At 38.7% G+C, this 19,944-nt stretch carries 21 protein-coding genes; 1 reads left to right on the top strand and 20 read right to left on the bottom strand.

Annotation, left to right across the window (positions count from 1 at the left end; all coding sequences use genetic code 11):
- Positions 1-7 precede the first annotated feature (7 nt).
- The 15 genes from PSR12_RS07130 to prsW form a co-directional block, all read right to left on the bottom strand.
- Complete coding sequence (locus tag PSR12_RS07130) at positions 8-775, bottom strand: heptaprenyl diphosphate synthase component 1 (RefSeq protein WP_221680599.1); 768 nt, start codon at positions 773-775, stop codon at positions 8-10.
- Between the two features lie 263 nt (positions 776-1,038).
- Positions 1,039-1,257 carry a trp RNA-binding attenuation protein MtrB gene (gene mtrB, locus PSR12_RS07125; protein WP_004232621.1) on the bottom strand — a complete coding sequence of 73 codons (219 nt, stop codon included), beginning with the start codon at positions 1,255-1,257 and terminating at the stop codon, positions 1,039-1,041.
- Between the two features lie 62 nt (positions 1,258-1,319).
- The gene (folE, locus tag PSR12_RS07120; protein ID WP_274772298.1) at positions 1,320-1,889 is read right to left on the bottom strand and encodes a GTP cyclohydrolase I FolE; all 570 of its coding nucleotides are present in this window, start codon (positions 1,887-1,889) and stop codon (positions 1,320-1,322) included.
- 220 nt (positions 1,890-2,109) lie between these two features.
- On the bottom strand, positions 2,110-2,382 hold the full coding sequence (locus tag PSR12_RS07115) for an HU family DNA-binding protein (RefSeq protein ID WP_004232618.1): 273 nt from the start codon (positions 2,380-2,382) through the stop codon (positions 2,110-2,112).
- 198 nt (positions 2,383-2,580) lie between these two features.
- Positions 2,581-4,059, bottom strand: a complete 1,479-nt coding sequence (spoIVA, locus tag PSR12_RS07110) for a stage IV sporulation protein A (protein WP_004232609.1) — start codon at positions 4,057-4,059, stop codon at positions 2,581-2,583.
- A 92-nt stretch (positions 4,060-4,151) separates the two neighbouring features.
- Positions 4,152-4,934 (bottom strand): hypothetical protein, encoded by a 783-nt coding sequence (locus PSR12_RS07105; RefSeq protein WP_009370806.1) that lies wholly within the window; start codon positions 4,932-4,934, stop codon positions 4,152-4,154.
- 22 nt (positions 4,935-4,956) lie between these two features.
- Positions 4,957-5,169, bottom strand: a complete 213-nt coding sequence (locus PSR12_RS07100; RefSeq protein WP_004232605.1) for a DUF2768 domain-containing protein — start codon at positions 5,167-5,169, stop codon at positions 4,957-4,959.
- A gap of 223 nt (positions 5,170-5,392) precedes the next feature.
- Positions 5,393-6,409 carry an NAD(P)H-dependent glycerol-3-phosphate dehydrogenase gene (locus PSR12_RS07095; protein ID WP_009370805.1) on the bottom strand — a complete coding sequence of 339 codons (1,017 nt, stop codon included), beginning with the start codon at positions 6,407-6,409 and terminating at the stop codon, positions 5,393-5,395.
- Between the two features lie 110 nt (positions 6,410-6,519).
- Positions 6,520-7,830: a ribosome biogenesis GTPase Der gene (gene der, locus PSR12_RS07090; RefSeq protein WP_004232601.1), complete on the bottom strand. Its 1,311-nt coding sequence runs from the start codon at positions 7,828-7,830 to the stop codon at positions 6,520-6,522.
- A gap of 483 nt (positions 7,831-8,313) precedes the next feature.
- Positions 8,314-9,450, bottom strand: coding sequence for a 30S ribosomal protein S1 (rpsA, locus tag PSR12_RS07085; protein ID WP_048389803.1), 1,137 nt, complete (start codon positions 9,448-9,450; stop codon positions 8,314-8,316).
- 102 nt (positions 9,451-9,552) lie between these two features.
- Positions 9,553-10,227, bottom strand: coding sequence for a (d)CMP kinase (cmk, locus tag PSR12_RS07080; RefSeq protein ID WP_004232599.1), 675 nt, complete (start codon positions 10,225-10,227; stop codon positions 9,553-9,555).
- Between the two features lie 95 nt (positions 10,228-10,322).
- On the bottom strand, positions 10,323-10,982 hold the full coding sequence (locus PSR12_RS07075) for a flagellar brake protein (RefSeq protein ID WP_066037612.1): 660 nt from the start codon (positions 10,980-10,982) through the stop codon (positions 10,323-10,325).
- Between the two features lie 114 nt (positions 10,983-11,096).
- On the bottom strand, positions 11,097-12,380 hold the full coding sequence (locus PSR12_RS07070; protein WP_004232596.1) for a PepSY1/2 domain-containing protein: 1,284 nt from the start codon (positions 12,378-12,380) through the stop codon (positions 11,097-11,099).
- A gap of 15 nt (positions 12,381-12,395) precedes the next feature.
- The gene (gene sleB / locus PSR12_RS07065; protein ID WP_004232594.1) at positions 12,396-13,211 is read right to left on the bottom strand and encodes a spore cortex-lytic enzyme; all 816 of its coding nucleotides are present in this window, start codon (positions 13,209-13,211) and stop codon (positions 12,396-12,398) included.
- Positions 13,212-13,309: 98 nt separating this feature from the next.
- Positions 13,310-13,984 (bottom strand): glutamic-type intramembrane protease PrsW, encoded by a 675-nt coding sequence (gene prsW, locus PSR12_RS07060; protein WP_004232588.1) that lies wholly within the window; start codon positions 13,982-13,984, stop codon positions 13,310-13,312.
- Between the two features lie 83 nt (positions 13,985-14,067).
- Between prsW and PSR12_RS07055 the strand changes: the two genes are divergently transcribed.
- On the top strand, positions 14,068-15,036 hold the full coding sequence (locus PSR12_RS07055; RefSeq protein ID WP_274772283.1) for an asparaginase: 969 nt from the start codon (positions 14,068-14,070) through the stop codon (positions 15,034-15,036).
- 9 nt (positions 15,037-15,045) lie between these two features.
- Here PSR12_RS07055 and PSR12_RS07050 read toward each other — a convergent pair whose 3' ends face one another.
- The 5 genes from PSR12_RS07050 to PSR12_RS07030 form a co-directional block, all read right to left on the bottom strand.
- Positions 15,046-16,587, bottom strand: coding sequence for an aminotransferase class V-fold PLP-dependent enzyme (locus PSR12_RS07050; protein WP_274772281.1), 1,542 nt, complete (start codon positions 16,585-16,587; stop codon positions 15,046-15,048).
- Positions 16,588-16,592: 5 nt separating this feature from the next.
- Entirely contained in the window at positions 16,593-17,153 is a 561-nt protein-coding gene (locus PSR12_RS07045; RefSeq protein WP_274772279.1) for a glycerol-3-phosphate acyltransferase, read from the bottom strand.
- A 58-nt stretch (positions 17,154-17,211) separates the two neighbouring features.
- Positions 17,212-18,177 (bottom strand): YpdA family putative bacillithiol disulfide reductase, encoded by a 966-nt coding sequence (locus PSR12_RS07040; protein ID WP_257521448.1) that lies wholly within the window; start codon positions 18,175-18,177, stop codon positions 17,212-17,214.
- A gap of 113 nt (positions 18,178-18,290) precedes the next feature.
- Entirely contained in the window at positions 18,291-19,049 is a 759-nt protein-coding gene (locus PSR12_RS07035; RefSeq protein ID WP_221680593.1) for a metallophosphoesterase, read from the bottom strand.
- A 144-nt stretch (positions 19,050-19,193) separates the two neighbouring features.
- Positions 19,194-19,931 (bottom strand): LysM peptidoglycan-binding domain-containing protein, encoded by a 738-nt coding sequence (locus PSR12_RS07030; protein WP_221680592.1) that lies wholly within the window; start codon positions 19,929-19,931, stop codon positions 19,194-19,196.
- Between the last annotated feature and the right edge of the window lie 13 nt (positions 19,932-19,944).

The raw sequence follows: 19,944 nt of genomic DNA, 5'->3' as shown, positions 1-19,944 counted from the left end.
ACCTCTCTTATCCGTTAGTAGAAGCAATGGATGCCTCTACATGTGCATGTAAAGCTTGTTTGATATCACTTTGTAAAAAGGATGCCTGATTAATGATCTGTGATAGCTCTGTTTTTAAATGCACAATTTTCCCTTGGATGACGCTATTAAAGGTTGCGCCATTACGTCTGACACTTTCTTCTAGTGCCTTACCCATTAAAGACATTTGCCCACGTTGATAAGCTGTCCATTCTTTTTCTAAACGCAAGATTAATAAGCTTTTTTCTATAAGTGGTATATATTCACCGAAAGAATAAAGATCAAAAAATTGAGCAATTAACCCTGATTCTATCGTACTCATCGACGTATACCACTGTTCCATTGTTCGTTGTTTATTTTCATAAACTTTAATTTGGTTTTCACATCGTGCCACAATACCTTGTGACAAGTTTCGAATCAATGCGACATTCCCTGACATTGCTAATATTTCATAATAACGACCACTATAAAAATCCCCAGCTAAAACGGTAAGCTGCTGTTCTTTTGATGTTGCGTCTAATTCTTTTATATGATCGTGAGCCGCTAATGCTGCGTACACTATGCCAACAGTAATTGCAGCCTCTTGTTGCTCTTGTTGCCACTCTTCACCATTCAAAAACGGGATTAACAAATAAAACAGTTGATTTTCATCTAGCACAGGTACACCTGTGTATTTTTGCAAAGTTCTATGACGAACATCCATGAAAATCTCTGTTTTTAACTGTGCAATTGAATTTTGAATGTATGTTGCATTCATAGACCTTACTCCATTTCACTTTCAGATACGTTAGCCCTGTACAAGGCTAAACGCTTGCTTACTGAGTCATTATAGCATACGCAACGATGCGGAATAAAAAAAATTTGCTTTCTTCATAGCACAGGCAGTAAAGCTCTCCCAAAATTGAATGTTGGAATGCTAACTGCCCATAGACCTTATACTCAGTTTTTCACATCTAGTGTTTTTATATGTGCTGTAGAACGTTGAACAGCATTAAAACCTATCGTCAGAAACAAAGTCTCTTATTTTTTCGCTTCGCTATTGATCACGCCATGTGCTGTATGAATTTGCGCTTTACCGCGTATTTTCATGGCAGATGTGTGTTCTGTAAATTGAGCAATCATTACTTCGCCGGCATCTAATTTCTCTGAATGATGGAATTTCGTATCTGTTCCACGTGTTAATCCAATGACATGTACACCATCTTCTTCTGCTTGAATAACAATATAATCTTGTGACATCTTTGTACACTCCTTAAATCCGACAAATTCTTAGTTCATCATAACATAATTAGACACGCAATTTAAGACATTTGAATAAATGACAGCACTTCTCTACGTTTCACTTCATCTTCCTCATAAATACCACGTGCAACAGATGTCACCGTTTTGGAACCAGGTTTTTTCAATCCACGCATTGTCATACACATATGCTCTGCCTCGATCACAACATAAACACCTTTTGGCGAAAGCATCTCCATAATTGTGTCCGCTACTGAAGAGGTAATACGCTCTTGTAGTTGTGGTCTGCGGGCAATCGTCTCCACTGCACGTCCTAACTTACTCAGTCCTGCAACAACGCCGTCATTTGGTATGTATGCAACATGTGCTTTGCCATAGAAAGGTACTAGATGATGCTCACACATCGAATAAAAAGGTATATCTTTGACAAGCACTAGTTCTTCATGATCTTCATGAAACACCGTTTTAAAGTACTCTTTAGCATCCTCATGCAAGCCGCTGAACATTTCTGCATACATTTTTGCTACACGCTTCGGCGTATCCAATAAACCTTCACGATTAACATCTTCACCTACCGCTTCTAAAATCATTTTTACCGCTTCCTCTATTTTCAATAAATCAATATTCGACATCAAAAAAACCTCCTGCATATCAAAACATTACACATTTCCCTATGCATCGTAGCACATCCAAAAGGTAAGCGCAAAATGACTTACCTGATTCATCAGAAATTCGCTTCTAGATAAGCAAATCACTGTATATTATTATGTAAAATACAAATTTTGAAGCTAAAAAGAGCAGCCTTCATGTTCGTTAACATGAAGACTGCTCTATGTAACTACTAGACGTGTATTATTTTACCGCGTCTTTAAGCGCTTTACCTGGTTTGAAAGCAGGCACCTTGCTAGCAGCGATTTCGATTTCTTTACCAGTTTGTGGGTTACGACCTTTACGAGCCGCACGTTCACGTACTTCAAAGTTACCAAAACCAATTAATTGTACTTTGTCACCCTTTGCAAGAGCATCTTGAATTGTATCAAATACAGCTTCAACTGCTTTAGAAGCGTCTTTCTTAGAAAGACCTGCAGCTTCAGCAACAGAGTTTACTAATTCTGTTTTATTCACACCATTCACCTCCTCTCAAAGGGTCATGAACCAATTCTGTAAAAAGAGTAACACATAGAAAACCGCTACGCAACTGTATTCATACATGATTATAACCAAAAAATCAGTTTTTCACCCAAAAAACAAAAATAAAAGGACTTTTCGCATAAAAACGAAAAGCCCTGCGTATATTTTTTGCATTTTTTCTGAATTTTATCACTATAAAATAAATGTTACTAAACCACGATCCCCTTCATTAACCATACGTTCAATCGTCTGACGCATACGTTTTTTAGCAGTATGTGGAACTGCATCCATTTTATAGCGAATCCCCTCTTTTAATACTTCGTGCAATGGTGTGCCAAATAATTGTGTATTCCATAAGGCATCACGATCATGTAAATAAGCATGATTTAAATCTTTTAAAAGTTGCTGACTATGGAACTCTGAGCCAATTAACGGTGCAAATTCTGACTCCATATCAACCCGGATAATATGATAGGATGGTGCTTTTGCCTTCATTCGTACACCAAAGAAATTATTCTGTTTAATGAGCTCTGGGGCTGTTGGCTCAAATTCCTGCATCATTGGCAATGTCACCCCATATCCTGTCGTATCAGCATCGTGAATAGCACTTTTAAAGCGTTTTTGGGCCTCTTTTGCCTCTGCCGCCTCTTTGATAAAGAGTAACCAATCTTTTTTCGTTTCAATTGGTTCTTCTAGCCATTCATTACAAACTGATTTATACAATTCACCCTGTAGGGATACCCGAATTACAGCTGTTCCTACACCTGCATCTACATGAACAACTTCACTTTGGTCAATAAAGTCAATGGCTTTAAAGGCATCTGACGCCTGTTGCACATCTCGAATTTTCATCACAGAAGAAAGGACTTCCTCCATCGAATCAATTAATGCAACGTTTAATGGATGTGTAGCATCTAATACATCCAGCCAGTCTGGTTTTTCCACTTCAATGGTACGAATTGGGAATTCAAATAACGCCTCTTGTAAAATATATTGAATATCCGCTTCTCTCATTTGATCAATGGACATCGCAATAACAGGTACATTGTAACGTTCAAACAATTCATTGCGAAGCTGTACCGTTTCTTCTCTCGCAGGCATTTGGCAATTGAGTAAGATGACAAATGGTTTGCCGATTTCTTTTAATTGCTCTACAATTTCCTCTTCTGCCTTCTCTGCTGCTCTTCGACTGATTCCGTTCACTGTACCATCAGTCGTTACGACAATACCAATATTCGCATGATCGCGAATCACCTTATCTGTGCCAATTTTAGCGGCTTCCTGAAACGGAATTGGCTCCGTATGCCAAGGAGTATGAACAAATTTAGGTCCATTTTCATCTTCATAGCCTTTTGTCCCATCAATAATATAACCCACACAATCTGCTAATCGAATTTGAAATGGCATTTCATCGTCACCGACCACAATACGGGTTGCTTGGGCAGGCACAAACTTCGGCTCAGCAGTCATAATGACTGGCCCCGGAGAACTTTGTGGCAACTCATCTTGTGCTCGCATTCTTTCCGTTTCATCCACAATGTTTGGTAACACGACTGATTCCATTACCTTTTTTACAAATGTTGATTTACCTACACGTACTGGACCGACAACACCAATATAAACATCGCCATTTGTGCGCTCTGCAATTTCTCTAAATACTGCTTCACTCAAGGTTTCTGCCTCCTTTATCTACGCTTTTTCACTATATGCGAGCCTGTAGACAAATATGAAAAAGCCCCTCACAAATGTAAGGAGCTTGTTTGCTAGTTTTCTTTTTTCTCGGCGGCTTCTGCCTCTTGTTTTTGTTGTTCTTTCGCCTTTTTAACATCCGCATTATATGTTTTCATATCATAGATAGGCTCTCCATTCTCGTCCACTGTATAGGGAATAGAATAGGCAGGGACCACTGGAAATTTGTCGACAAGCAGTTGGCGAATATCATCGCCTGGCTTTACATTTGGCTTATCTTCTTTTAATAGTTGTCCTAAATCCACAGCATAGTCTACATGTAATTCACCATCACCAGTCATGAAAAGCGGTAACTCGACGCCAGAATAGGGACTTTTTACAGTTACCTCTGTTTTATAACCCAAATCTTTATAGTTGATCTGATAAACATTATCTGAAATTGACCCTTTTATTGGTAAATACTGTGTAGATAGTTTACGAATACCTATTTCACGTATACGCTCTGCCGCATTTAAATCTACTAATTTGACGGATGCCTCATTTTCAGGGTCCCAAATGATATATTGATATATACCACCTTTTTCATAGGCATTTCCAGGGATTGTCGCCAAATACTTCGGCATAAGTTTTTCAAAATCGATTAAATATTTGATATAGATATCCGTATCTAGCTCGCTATTTTTAATTGGTACTAGTCCACCTGTTGCTTCACGATATTCATCCACGGCACGTTGAACTGCAGCTAGTTGATCGACATCAGGCGTAACCTTAGCCCTTTTTTCGTCTTCTGGGTACGCACATCCTACTAACAGTATGGCGGTTGCAAATACCAACAGCAAAGCACTTAGTTTTTTCATGTTACTGACACCTCATTATTTTTTATGCTGGCCAAGTGGCAACTACAAGTACCATTAAAAATGTGCCAAGTCCAAACAGTATGTATGCACATAAATTTACGACTGTTCGTAAAAATACATTTGAAATCTTATTTCGCGCTAAATAAATTAAGCCGACTGATATAATCATAAATGCGATGCAATAAAACGACACCCACATTACATCAAGCGCAGGCATATGAGCTAACGGGCCCATTTCAAAAAACCACCTTTCTTTGAATGTCAAGACACAACCAAAGTATATTATACTATGTGCTTTTGCTAAAAAGAAATAGTTGTCCTATAACTATCAAGAAATGGACAACTCTTTTAGCATGTATTTCTATTCAACTAGTGGCACACAATAAGGCGTCTCAACAGATTCGTTGAGACACCTTATTTATGTCCATTTTATGACAAGTCTAATCAAAAAATTAATATTAATGCTTCATATCGTCTATTTCTCGTTTTTTCATACGCATCATTAAGGCATCTACTGCTACTTTCGGTTCAACATCATTAAATAGCACACTATAGAGCTCTGTGGAAATCGGCATGGCGACACCATATTTCTCTGCTAATTGATAGGCTGCCTTCGTGGTACGGACACCTTCAACGACCATGCCCATTTGATCCAGCACTTCTTGTAGCTTCATACCTTGCCCTAACATATTTCCTGCACGCCAGTTCCGCGAGTGAACACTTGTACAGGTTACAATTAAATCCCCCATACCTGTAAGCCCTGAGAACGTAAATGGATTACCGCCCATTTTTACACCTAACCGTGAAATTTCTGCAAGACCTCGCGTGATAAGTGCCGCTTTCGCATTGTCTCCATAATTTAAGCCATCAGTAATACCTGCTGCTAAAGCGATAACGTTTTTCAACGCTCCTCCTATTTCTACACCAATGATATCTTCATTTGTATAGACGCGGAAGAACTGATTCATAAATAAATCCTGTACCTTTTCAGCAGCATCAATATTGGCACAAGCTGCAGTAACCGTTGTAGGATGATGCAGCACCACTTCTTCTGCATGACTTGGCCCAGAAAGAACAACAATTTCTTCCACATACATAGCTGGTAAGCTCTCTGCTAAAATTTCAGATATTCGTTTTAATGAGTCAGGCTCAATTCCTTTCGAAACATGGACAAACAACACTTTTTTTGTTAATTCAGCCGTTAGTTTCTCGCATACTTCACGAATCGCTTTGGTTGGAACAGCCACAACAATGGTTTCTGCATGAGTAGCTACCTTCGCCATATCACTCGTCGCATGTAAATTTACAGGTAGAATGGTTTCTGGTAAATATTTTTTATTCGTATGCAGTTGATTGATTTCTTCTGCCTGCTCAGCTCTATGTGTCCATACAAGCGTATCATGTCCATTTTCCGCTAGTACCATTGCCAGTGCAGTACCCCATGAGCCTGCCCCTAACACACAAACTTTTTCCATAACAAAATCCTCCCTTTGCTGGGTTGTCTATTAAGTAAGTTCTTTCTTGTAAAAAGACGCCACCCAACAATAATGTCGGGTTGGCGTATTGTATGTGTATAGCTATTGCCTTAAGCACGCGCACGTGTAATTAAACGAATTGGCGTCCCTTCAAAGTCAAATGTTTCGCGAATACGATTTTCTAAGAAGCGTTCGTATGAGAAATGCATAAGCTCAGGTTCATTCACAAAAATAACGAATGTTGGTGGCTTAATCGCTACCTGAGTAGCATAGTAAATACGTAAACGACGACCTTTATCTGTCGGTGCAGGATTACGAGCCACTGAGTCCTCAATCACTTCATTTAAAATAGAGGACTGAATACGCATCGCATGATTCTCGCTGACACGTTGGATAATCGGTAAAATTTGATGCACACGCTGTTTTGTATTCGCCGATACAAAAATAATTGGGGCATAATCTAAAAATAGGAAATGCTCACGAATTTGCTGTGTAAAGACATTCATTGTTTTTTCATCTTTTTCAATGGCATCCCATTTATTCACAACAATGATCACAGCTTTTCCAGCCTCATGTGCATAGCCAGCGATTTTTTTATCTTGCTCCTGAATACCTTCTTCTGCATTCAGCACTACTAAAACAACGTCTGAGCGTTCAATAGCACGTAGCGCACGTAACACAGAATATTTCTCGGTTGTTTCATAGATCTTTCCTTTTTTACGCATACCCGCCGTATCAATAATGACATATTCCTGTCCATCATATGCATAAGGCGTATCAATCGCATCACGTGTTGTCCCTGCAATATTACTAACTATAACACGTTCTTGCCCTAGGAAAGCATTCACTAAAGAGGATTTTCCAACATTCGGACGACCAATTAAAGAGAATTTAATGACATCATCACCATATTGCTCTTCATCTTCTTTCGGGAAATGTTTTGCACATTCGTCCAATAAATCCCCTAAACCTAAACCGTGGGAACCTGAGATTGGCCAAGGTTCACCGAAGCCAAGTGCATAAAAATCATAAATCATTTCACGCATATCAGGATTATCAATTTTATTAACCGCTAATACGACTGGTTTTTTTGTTTTGTATAGAATTTTAGCAACTTGCTCATCTGCTGCCGTTACCCCTTCACGACCATTTGTCATGAAAATAATAACGTCAGCTTCATCAATGGCAATTTCAGCTTGTTGACGAATCTGTTCTAAAAACGGCTCGTCCCCTATTTCAATGCCACCTGTATCAATAATATTAAAATCGTGTGTTAACCACTCTGCCGAACTATAAATACGGTCCCGTGTTACGCCTGGGATATCCTCCACAATCGAAACGCGTTCTCCAACGATACGATTAAAAATCGTCGACTTACCTACGTTCGGACGACCTACGATGGCTACTACTGGTTTCGTCATCTGTACTTCATCCTTCCAACTTCTTGTCTTTCGCTATTATACACGAAAAATGCCATTATATCATATCATATCCATAATGTAGAATGCTATGTATGGTGATAAACGGTGTTACCTCATTTTTTAAGCGTGCTATCAGATGTCATAAAGGTTTTATCGCCTTTTTAATTAACTATCCTTTATTTTGAGAATCTTACCCGCTGCTGCTAAAACCTTATCCTTTAATTCAAAGATTTTACATTTCTTAGTCGCTATCCTTCACTTTAGGATTCTTATCCGCTACTTTTAGAGTTGTATCCTTCATTTCAAAGATTTTATCCATTTCTTAATTGCTATCCTTCACTTTAAGATTCTTATCCGCTACTTTTAAAGTTGTATCCTTTAATTCAAAGATTTTATCCTCTTCTTAAATGCTATCCTTCACTTTCATAATCCTATCAACCACAAAAATAGCGAGGATACATTTATGCATCCTCGCTGTATACATTATTTAAAGTTTTTTAGTTTATCGCCAATGACATCACCGAATGAGAAGCCTGTATTCTCTTCAGGTAATTCATAGTCGATTACTTCTTCTGCTTCTGGATTTTCTAGTAATTCTTTAATACTTAGGGCTAGACGGCCTTCGTCAGCATTGACATCAAGGACCTTCACCTGTACTTCTTGTCCCTCTTTCAATGCTTCATGAGGCGTGTTAATGTGCTTATGCGCAATTTGCGATATATGCACTAAACCCTCCACGCCTGGGAATACTTCCACAAATGCGCCAAATGAAGTAAGTCGCTTCACTCTACCGTCTAAAATAGTGCCTTTTGCGGCACGTTCTTCAATATTGGACCATGGTCCAGGAATAGTTTCCTTAATAGATAAAGAAATTCGTTCATTTTCTGGGTCCACTGATAGAACTTTTACTTTTACATCTTGTCCTTCAGCTAAAACCTCACTCACATCACTCACATGCTCATGTGATACTTGCGAGATGTGTACAAGACCGTCAATACCACCTAGGTCGATAAATGCACCAAATGACGCGAGACGCTGTACTTTACCATCCAATACATCGCCAGCTTTTATTTGATTAATCACATTTTTCTTTTGTGAAGCTTTCTCTGCTTCAACCACTGCTCGATGAGATAAAATAAGGCGATTCTTATCCTTATCAAGCTCAACAATTTTAAAGCTTAATGTTTGCCCTTTATAGCCTTCAAAATCATCAACGAAATAGTCCTCTACAAGCGATGCTGGTACAAAGCCACGTACACCTAAATCTACGACAAGACCACCTTTAACAATATCCTTTACTTCCGCTTCAAAAATTTCCTCAGCGGCAAATTGCTGCTCCAGTGTATCCCATGCTTTTAAAGCATCCACTTTACGTTTTGATAGGACAAAGTTTTCTTCTTCAACCTTTGTAATCATCAACTCTAATTCATCTCCAACTGAGATGACATCAGACGCTTTCTCAATGTGTAAGCTTGATAATTCACTAATCGGTACAATACCATCAAACGGTGCACCTGGAATTGATACAGATACTGCCTTTTCATCAACTTGCGCGGCAATGCCTTTGACGATATCACCCTCGTTAAACGTTTGTTCTGCATAGTTCATTTCTTCAGACATATGTAACCCTCCTTCGCATCTTCCCTTACTATTTTATTCGATATTGAAGACAAAGACAAAAATAAATCCTTTAAATTCAAAAAATGTCTGAAATTTTAGGATTTATAGCATTTTTTCTTCTGCTAATTTTAAAATAGCTTGTGCTGCATCATCAATGGACAATGCTGTTGTATCTAAAAAGATCGCATCTTCAGCTTGAATCAGTGGCGATGCTTCACGCTCGCTATCCTTTTTATCACGTAGTGCAATTTCTTCCTGAAGTTTTTCAAGAGAGGAGTCAATTCCTCTTTTTTGATTATCAATCAAGCGTCGTCTAGCACGCTCCTCTACTGTTGCAGACATGAAAATCTTTAGTTCTGCATCCTTTAAGACATGTGTAGCAATATCGCGGCCATCCATGACAACACCACCATTAGCTGCAAGTTTTTGCTGTTGGGCAACTAATAGTTCACGAACCTTCGCATGGGCAGCTACTTGTGAGACTGATGAAGTGACCTCGTTAGAGCGTATTTCCGCTGACACATTGTGACCATCTAAAAAAACAAGCTGTCCCTGAGGTGACGGTTTTAATTCAATTGTGCTTACTTCAAGCATCTCTGCTAATTTTGCTTCATCATCTAAATGTATGTTTTGTTGCATCGCTTTATACGTAACTGCTCGATACATTGCGCCTGTGTCAATGTATGTAAAGCCAAGTGCTTCAGCAACAATTTTCGCGATTGTACTTTTGCCAGCACCAGCAGGCCCATCTATCGCAATTTGAATGTTTTTCTTCATATTCTTCCCTACTTTCTGCACCTCTTATTGTATCATATAACCTCAAAAAAGCCCTCTACTAGGAGAGGGCTTCATCAAAATATTCATAAAGGAAATTAAACATTAAAAGGGTTCATTTCTTTACGACGATTGACTAATTGACGTTCAAAGCAAAAACGGACGATATGCTGTTGATCGACGTCATCTGTATCTGTTAGTTGGATTGTTGCAATGCGTTTATCCTCTTTTTCAAAAATACGTACGATCAGCGCTTCTGTAATGACATACTTGACATCTCCATTGGCAAATGGCAATACAATGGTTAGTTTTACTTCATCACCCTCAGTGAAAGCTACTTGACCTTTCAACATGACAGCTAGGCCTCCTGCACTAATATCCACAGTCACAAGTTGATATTTATAGTCTTTCAACTGAATAGCAACGTCTACTTGTGTCTCTACACGAACATATTCTCGTCGCTGAATTTTTATAAACTCCTCTGGTGTTGGACAATGCAACATAATCATTGGTATATTACCTGCTTTACGGCCAACTACCTCTGTATTAAAGGCAAAGGATTGCTTATCCTCAGTACGAAAAGTTGCTCTAAATTCTGAGCCATCTATTAAAAATGCCGTTTTCTTTGTTACCATATTAACCGGATAATCAATATAAAGAATATTATCTTTTTGCTCTACAACTTTACAGCGGAATTTCTCCAACCGTTCTGTATAAGTTGGTTCAAGTTGTAATTGTGTACCAATTTTTATTTCCATGAGCATCTCCCCGTGCGAAAAATATAGTTTAATTATCTCATGAGAAGCTTATTTTGGCTATAAAAATTGGTAGTATTTTCATGTCAAGTTCATACAGAGCGGAGGCATCATTGATTAAGTTAGATATTCCACTTTTAATACATTATGGTTTTCCGCATCAATTACAATTCTAAATGTTTCCTGCGTATTACCATCACGCAATGCAATGACCTCATAGCAAAGACGTTGCTCAAATTGTCCATTATCTGTGTAGATATTTTTCACCTCTTGTACTTGAATATCGTCTTGGAAGAACGTTTTCCAATCAATCGGCTTAGCTGTTTGCTTTTTAATATTTTCTTCTTGAATATATTCCATTGCATTTGCACCTAACAGCTCACCTGTATCTTTCGCTACTTTCAATTGAACACCATCAGCGTAGATTAACGCATTATCTCCAGGATGGACACGAGCAAATGTCACATGCCAAGCTTGATGATTTTCGCGTGATTCCACATAGGCTACATCTTTCATGCCTAATTTCTTCACATATTCCTGCGCTTTTTTCATAACTTCCTCTTGTGATAACTTGGCTTCATCCACAGGACGTTCTACTAAATAGGATAATAAATGTCCACCCTTTTCTGTTAGATCAACATACCCTAATCGAATCCCTTGGTGGAATTGGATATGATAAAAAGGATATGGTGCTGTATCACTACTTTTTGTAACTGTAAATGTAGCATCTTTAATGACTGGGAATAAGTATTTCACTTTTTCTAGTGCTTCTTTTTCGGTAATAACCGCATCCTGTAATGCCTTTAACTCAATTTTTTTCTGCCAATCAGATTCAGATAAAGTTAACGGGAAATCCTTTTCGCCGTAGCCCTTTAATGTATCTTTTACAGTATCAAATTGGCTATTTGGATTTTTATTGTCCACTTGCTGTAGCCAAACATCCATTTTTCCATCATGCTTATAGAAATCGACGGTTGCAGCTGTCCATTCATCGGAAAGAGATTGTAAATTTGTTGAAACCTGGGGCATTTTTTCACGCCAAGCTTCATAATCCCCTGTTTTCGCTGTCCTTTTTGCTTCATCGCCAAGTCGACCTAGATAGTTCATCCATTCGCTTGATAGCTCTTGTCCTATTGGAATATTCGCAATAGAAGAACGAACTTCTGAGCTTAAACGCCAAACCGAATCTAGTTCATTGTGAATCGCCTGCTCATCTTGAAACAACAGGGATTGTGATACCGAGCGTTGAAGATGGGAAAGTTTTTCAGATGCATCCGTTAACTTATCTGTATATTGTGCTAGCACGGTACGTTGTAAATCTTCTTTATCTCCATGCAAATCAATGCTGTAAGCCCCTAACCCAATAACGGCAATCGTTAAGACCACGAGCCAAGTTTTCATCTAGGTTCCTCCTTTCTATGAACAGAAAATATGCTCTCCAATTTGTTTGATTTGTGGACGTGACCAAATCCATTTGCTCGTTGCAGTTTTTGGATTGAAATAATACAATGCATTTTCTGAAGGGTCCCAGCCGTTCATGGCATCAATAACCGCTTCTTTTGCTCGCTCATTTGGCTCAAGCCAAATTTGTCCATCTGCAACGGCCGTAAATGCTAACGGTTGGAAAATGATCCCTGAAATAGTATTCGGGAAATCTGGGCTTTCCAAACGATTCAAAATAACTGCAGCAACTGCTACTTGTCCTTCATATGGTTCTCCCCTTGCCTCTCCATATACCGCATTCGCCATTAGTTGTAAATCACGCTCTGTATATTTGGGAGGAACTTGTGTCTGTGTTCCATTATTATTACTACTTCCACTACTATTGCTAGTGCCACCACTAGTATTCTTTTTCACTTGCTGATCAAGTGGCTTCCCACCATAATAAGTAAATTGATTCCCTGCATTTAATTGAGCTTTCACCCATTTTTCATCATAATCTGAATTGCCCGTTAATGCTTTCTTTGTCTTAGCGCCTGCAATTCCGTCTACTGGTAACCCATAATTTTCTTGGAAATTACGTAAAGCCCAGTATGTGTTGTAGCCAAATTTTCCATCAATTTTACTCTTATAAAAACCTAAGTATTGTAGCCTCGCTTGCAATTCAACGACATCATCTCCATAGGCACCCCGAGTAATTTGCTGATCGCTAAATGCATTGGCATCATTTTGAGGAATCGCAATTATACTAATTCCTAATATCAAAGCAAAAAGTATGCTTACTAAACGCACTTTTATCACTCCTTTTTTTTATAGCTTGAAACAAAAGGAGTAATTTATACATGATAAAAATGAAATAAAGCGTAGAAATCTTTGACGATTTCTACGCTTTATATTTTCTTTTGCATATGCAAATGCTGCACCAGATGATAATGTGCAAGCTTCACTTTGCGCAAGCCAAACCACCATAAAAACAACATAAAAGGAATCATTAAATAAACCCAGTGACCTTTGAATGATAATATTGTATTGTATAGAATGTGAAGTACGACTGGTGCACAAAGCGCCATAGCAATCATTTCTTTTGTCTTAACAAGTTTCGAAAACTTAGCTCGTCCATAATAATAGCCCATTACGACACCGAACAAAGCATGACTTGATACTGGTAATAAGGCTCGCATAAATGCCGTGTCTAAGCCAAATGAAAGTAGATAAAGAACATTTTCAATCGTAGCAAAGCCGAGCGAAATGCTTGCCCCATACAATATACCATCGTAAGGGTCATCAAATTCTATATGATTATAGATGGCAATTAATAGCACAAACCATTTAAAAAATTCTTCAATGACACTTGAAAATAGTACGTCTTGAAGATAAAGATATCGAAAAACCCCTTCCTCTGTTAATACATACTGTAAAAACATGATTGGGAACGTTAAAAATGCGCCGTATAAAAACGTTTGTAGTAAAGTTCTTCTTGGCTCCGTAGCCATCTGATTGCGCAAATAGAAATAACTAAAAAGCGCTAGACCGGGAGCAATGGCAGCAGATAATAAAATGATCATGATGCCGGCTCCTTTCAACAATAGACTGCTATTATTATACCATGTAATGACAAAAAAACTTTTTAAAAGGAGATTTATTTTTTATGAAAAAAACAATTTTATTAATTCATACTGGCGGCACAATCTCCATGGCAATGAGTGCTGAAGGAGCGGTCATGCCAAATAAGGAAAATCCTCTAATGATGGAAAGTAATAAACTCGCTTCACTAGCAAGCATTATAGAAATAGAAGCTTTTAACCTTCCTTCTCCACATATTACGCCGAAAGAGATGCTTTTATTGCGTAACTTGATTTTGGAACAAATTGACGCACAGCCAATTGACGGCGTGGTCATCACACATGGTACAGATACATTGGAAGAAACCGCCTATTTCTTAGAGCTAACAACGAATTTAGCCATTCCTATTGTGCTAACAGGAGCTATGCGTTCATCTAACGAACTTGGAGCAGATGGGATTTATAATTTAGTGGAGGCAGTCCGAGTAGCTGTTGATGAAGAAGCACGTGATAAAGGTGTTCTTGTTGTGATGAATGATGAGGTTCATCTTGCTGTAAATACAACAAAAACAAGCACAAGTTCAGTGAATACTTTCCAATCTCCACAATATGGACCGATTGGACTTATTACTAAATCCCGAATCTTATTCCATCACGCACCAATTCGTCGACAATATGTAGATGTTAACAATTTATCCAAGCGTGTCGCCATGCTAAAAGTGTATGCTGGTATGGAAGAAGATTTATTGGATGTCGTGCTTGCATGTAAATATGATGGTGTTGTGCTAGAAGGACTAGGTCAAGGGAATGTCCCACCATATGTTGTAAAGGGAATTGAAAGCCTTATACAGCGAGACATCCCAGTTGTACTTGTTTCCCGCTGCTTTAATGGAATTGCAGAAGGTGTTTATGGCTATGTGGGTGGTGGTAAAATGCTAGAAGACTTAGGCGCCATATTCGCCACAGGTATTAATGGCCAAAAGGCACGTTTAAAATTATTAATAGGCCTTAACACAACTGGCTCGCCTTTAAATTTAAAGGACTTTTTCCTGTAATAGTTTTCCTCACACCTCGATCACCTGTTCATAATAGCTCAGTATCTCGCTAAGTCGAGCAAAAGCTTCATCAAAATCTGGTTGTATCACAGAAAATTGAATGAAATTCTTTTGACGTAAATACTGGCTTTCACCATGAACGAATAGTCCATTTAATGCTAAATCCATAAGTAGGTTAGCATAAGTATTAGGCAATTGAACCGTTATCAGCATCGGATATTGAATTGTTGGATATTGAAATTGCATGATTGGTAGCTGCAGTAGCGATTGAAAGCGTTGCTGTAGCTGCTCATAACGTGCTGGATAGGCTTGCAATGCCGTCTCCACATTGCTCAGTAATACAGCAGGTAATGTAAATGGTATGGCATCTTGCTGATAATTTGCTAAATCAAGATAAGCGGGTAGATCGGCAGATGAGGGTACAAGTGATTGCGAAAATACAAATGCTAGCCCACTTAATGCACCAATGGCCTTACCACTCACAGCCGTAGCTAAATAGCAGTCCTGTAAAGAAAACGGCATGGCACCGAACGAACTAATACAATCTATACATAACTTTACATTGTATTGTTTAGCAAGCTTTTTAAGAATATCTAAGTTATTACAAGTTCCCGTGGAAGTCTCCCCATGCACTGCCAACATCCACTGATAAGACCCCGTCTCAAGCTTTGAAGCCAGTTCTTTGTCATCAAATACCGTTCCCCACTCTTTTTCTACCACCTCAAACTGTAATGACCAACGAGCGGCTTGCTTCCGTAAACGCTCACCGAATTCTCCATTTGTTAGAATAAGCCCTTTTCCTAATTGCTGTGCCTTTAGTTGTGCAAGCATCACTTCATTTGCTAGCGTTCCCGTCCCTACAATTACACCAACATGATTGGCCTTCGATAATTGCAGCAACTTCTTCTGCACGCGTTCATAAAGCGCATAAAAAGCTAATGAACGATGTGATAAATCTGAATAAGCAATTGTCTCTAATTGCTTCACTGGTCCAGGATAAAATGTAGAGGGTTCCGCCGTTAGTCTATGTTGTAATGATTGTTCAAATTCATGCCTAGTGAGCACCATCGGTAAAAACATCGCACCCTCTTCCCCGACAGCTGGCGCAAACTGCTTAAAACCCATCTGCTTATATAGTTTTTCCTCTCTCGTTGTACCTGAAATCACTGCCGCAGAATAGCCTTTTTCGTAGGCGAATGTAGTTAAGGCCTGAGTAAGCTTCAATAGAACTCGACCCGTTCGATAACCTTTCTTCACGGAAAGCAAACGAATTTCACAAAGCTTCTCACAATTTTCCTTCGATAAATACTGCTCGACCTTACCAATCTTTTCATCAATAGAAAATGGTCGTTGATCTCTAAACGCCACCATGCCAATTAATTCTGTTTGCTTATAAACAACGACATAGGTATTCTCCTGATGAAATCGGTCAACTTTTTTTCGCGAAGCATTTACCTCATGCTGAGGAATTTCTTCTACAAATGTTTCATAATTCAATCGAGCAATCGCCTCAAATTCCTCATTTGTCTTGGCAATTTTACACCAATACATTTCCTTCACTTCCCTCTTTTCAATGATTCCTGAATATTAGACATATGCTTAATAAGCATACACACGATGGCCATAATTAAAAGTACATATGGCTCTAATTTCCCTGCTTGTATAATTGCGGCTATATAAAAAACAAAGCCACCAACCATGCCAAGTGTCAGACTTCTAGTAAATGCAGATATAAGTGCTGTACCAATGACCATCCATAAAAAAAGACTTGGTGATAAGGCGAGACCCACACCAATAAAAGTAGCTACACCTTTCCCTCCATTCCATTTCAGCCAGATCGGAAATAGATGCCCTATGATCACCCATGCAGCTCCGCCAATAACGACCCATTCATCCAGTTGCCACATGCGTCCTAATCCGACAACAAGTACACCTTTTAATGAATCGCCAAGAAGCGTCAAAATAAACGCTGTTTTCCCAATCACACTTCCTGCATTACGTGCGCCTAAATTTTTGCTCCGCTCTTCCTGCAAATTGACACCGTATATCTTACCAACGAAATAAGCCGTCAAGATGTTTCCTATTAAATAACTCAAGAGCCAATACAAGCCCATCATTGAGTTGCCTCCTTGCTAAAAAGGCTGTATAAGCTACATGCCTATACAGCCTCGATCATTATTTTTTTCTCTGCTCAATAATTCGGGCGATACATTCGCCATGGAAACGACCATTTTCAATAAAAATTTCATTGGCATTATTTCCTGCAGCAATAACACCTGCAATGAATAGTCCTTCAACATTGGTTTCCATTGTTTCAGGCGTAACATAAGGGCGACCCGTTTCTTCCTCTATCTCCACTCCCATCGCTTTGATAAAGGAGTGGTCAGGATGATAGCCAGTCATAGCAAAAACGAAATCATTTTTTACTACTTTCTCTTGGCCCTCTACTTCTAAAACAACTTCATGCTCTCGTATTTCCAATACATTTGTATTAAAAAGCATGTCAACTTCTCCAGTTTTGACTACCCCTTCAAATTCGGGCAATACCCATGGCTTGATGCTTGAAGAGTATTCGCTACCACGATAGGCTACGGTTACACGAGCACCCGCTTTATTTAATTCTAACGCGGCATCAATCGCTGAATTTTTGCCACCTATAACTAGAACATCCGTATCAAAAAATTCATGGCCCTCTTTAAAGTAATGGAAAACTTTAGGCAACTGCTCACCATGGATATTTAAATAATTTGGATGATCATAATAACCTGTTGCAATGACAACATAGGGCGTTTCATACGTTTCCTTCTCGGAGGTAACAGTGAACAAATCATTATTTTTTACAACACTTTGTACTTTTTCGAAGCGATTAACTTGTATATTTTTTAAACGGACGACCTCTCGATAGTAGACAAGGGCTTGATTGCGTTTCGGCTTACGTCCTTCAATAATAAATGGTACATCACCAATGGCTAACCGTTCACTCGTACTAAAAAATGTTTGATGTGTAGGGTAATGATAGATGGCATTGACGATATTTCCTTTTTCAATCACAATAGGTTGTAAACCAATATTTTGCAAAGCTATTGCTGCTGCTAAGCCACATGGGCCTCCTCCAACAATAATTGCATCTGCTTGCTGCATTTCTTGACACTCCAATCGAATTTGAACAGCAACAATTGCTGCTCCATGCTTTCACATTATCATAGAATAGACGATACCTTTTTATTATACGCCTTCTCACACGTTTTGGTTGTTTATTTACTCGAAATATCAATATCAATTATATGACATTGGGGCTTTGCACCAAATCGAAAAGGTACTAATGTCGTCCCATAGCCATTGCTTACTAATGTCATGACACCATCACGCTGACGATAGGAACCATTTGGATGGACACCATATGGGCCGAATCGGATTTGCCCTCCGTGTAAATGTCCCCCCATCATTAGATCCGCACGGAACTTAGCCCGAACTTTCGCAAAAACCTCTGGATTATGAGCGATGAAAACAACGAAATCCTGATCTCCTATCTTTGCAAAAGCTTTTTCAAAACTATATTCTTTTACGGTTGTATCCTCAATGGCACTTAACCAAAAGCTATTTTTAAGCGGCAGTTGTACGGCATCATTGACAATAATTTGAACATGGTATGCCTGTAAAATGTCCTTCAGTCTTTCTTCCCCAATTTCTCTGTCATTATTGCCCCAAATAAAATAGGTTGGTCCAAGGGACGTTAATAATGTTAAATTTCCATGAATGCGATCAATCGGTGTACGGCTATCCGCAAAATCACCGCCAATAATTACTGCATCAAAATGATGTCCCTGTAACTGTGCAATCATTTTCTTACTTATTTTACGTAAATGAACATCTGAAATAAAAAATAATCGTACCTTCTCCTGTTCACCCTGTAATGAAAGCTGGTGAGACAATACATTATTTTCATGTGCCACCTTCCACATATAAAGTAGAAGGGCGATGACTACCAAAAGAAATAGCCCTAAATATAGCATTTTCTCACTTCTCCTTACGACAGCAAAAAGGCGATTCTTCTTAAAAAACGAATCGCCTTTTTGCTAAATCAGACTTACGTTTTGGTGTGAACGTTTGTCTGTAATTTTATACTAGAAAAACTATATAACGAAAGAAAAATTCTATTAAGGTAACTTAATGACTTGCCCCACCATTACAGTATTAGAGGACATCCCATTAGCAGCACGAATTTTAGCTAAAGTCGCTTCACTGCCATCGCCATAGTGATTTAATGCAATTCGGTATAAGTTCTCATTTGCTTTTACAGTATGTGTCGTTGCTTTAGCATTTTGTTTTGCTTCTTCCGCTTTTCTAGCCTCTTCTGCTTTTCTTGCTGCCTCTGCTTGTTGTTGAGCTATTCTTGCTTCTTCAGCTTTTCGAGCTTCTTCGGCTTTTTTTGCTTCCTCTGCCTTTTTCGCCTCTTGAGCCTTTTTCGCTTCTTCAGCAGCTTTTTGCTCCGCTGCTAATTTATCAGCATCTTTTTGAGATTGCTCTTGAGCCTTCTTATCCCCCTGAGCGTCTTGACCCTTATCATCTTTATCCTTATCTTTATCTGACGCAGATGCTTCTGAAGGATCTAATTCGACAACCTGTTCAGCTGTATCCTTTTCGGCTTGTTCAATTGTTTTTCCAGGTTCATAAAATTTCCAAAAATAAATAAGAATTGTTAATGGTATCAAGATAAAAATAACAAAAAGAATCGTCATTAACGGTGTCTTACGTTTCGAATTTTTGGGCTTTTTGTCTTTATTACCGTTTTTATTCATTCTGGAAACTCTTGATAAGGATTGCTGTTCTTTTTGCTCATCTTCAAATGATTGACGATGCTCTTCTATTTTATCGCGATAATCTTCTTTATTCATTCGCCTTTCCCCC

It is taken from the genome of Lysinibacillus sp. G01H (assembly GCF_028872195.1).
Taxonomy (GTDB): Bacteria; Bacillota; Bacilli; order Bacillales_A; family Planococcaceae; genus Lysinibacillus; species Lysinibacillus capsici.
Note: the sequence above shows the minus strand (reverse complement) of the source record. Positions and strands in the feature narration are given on the sequence as shown.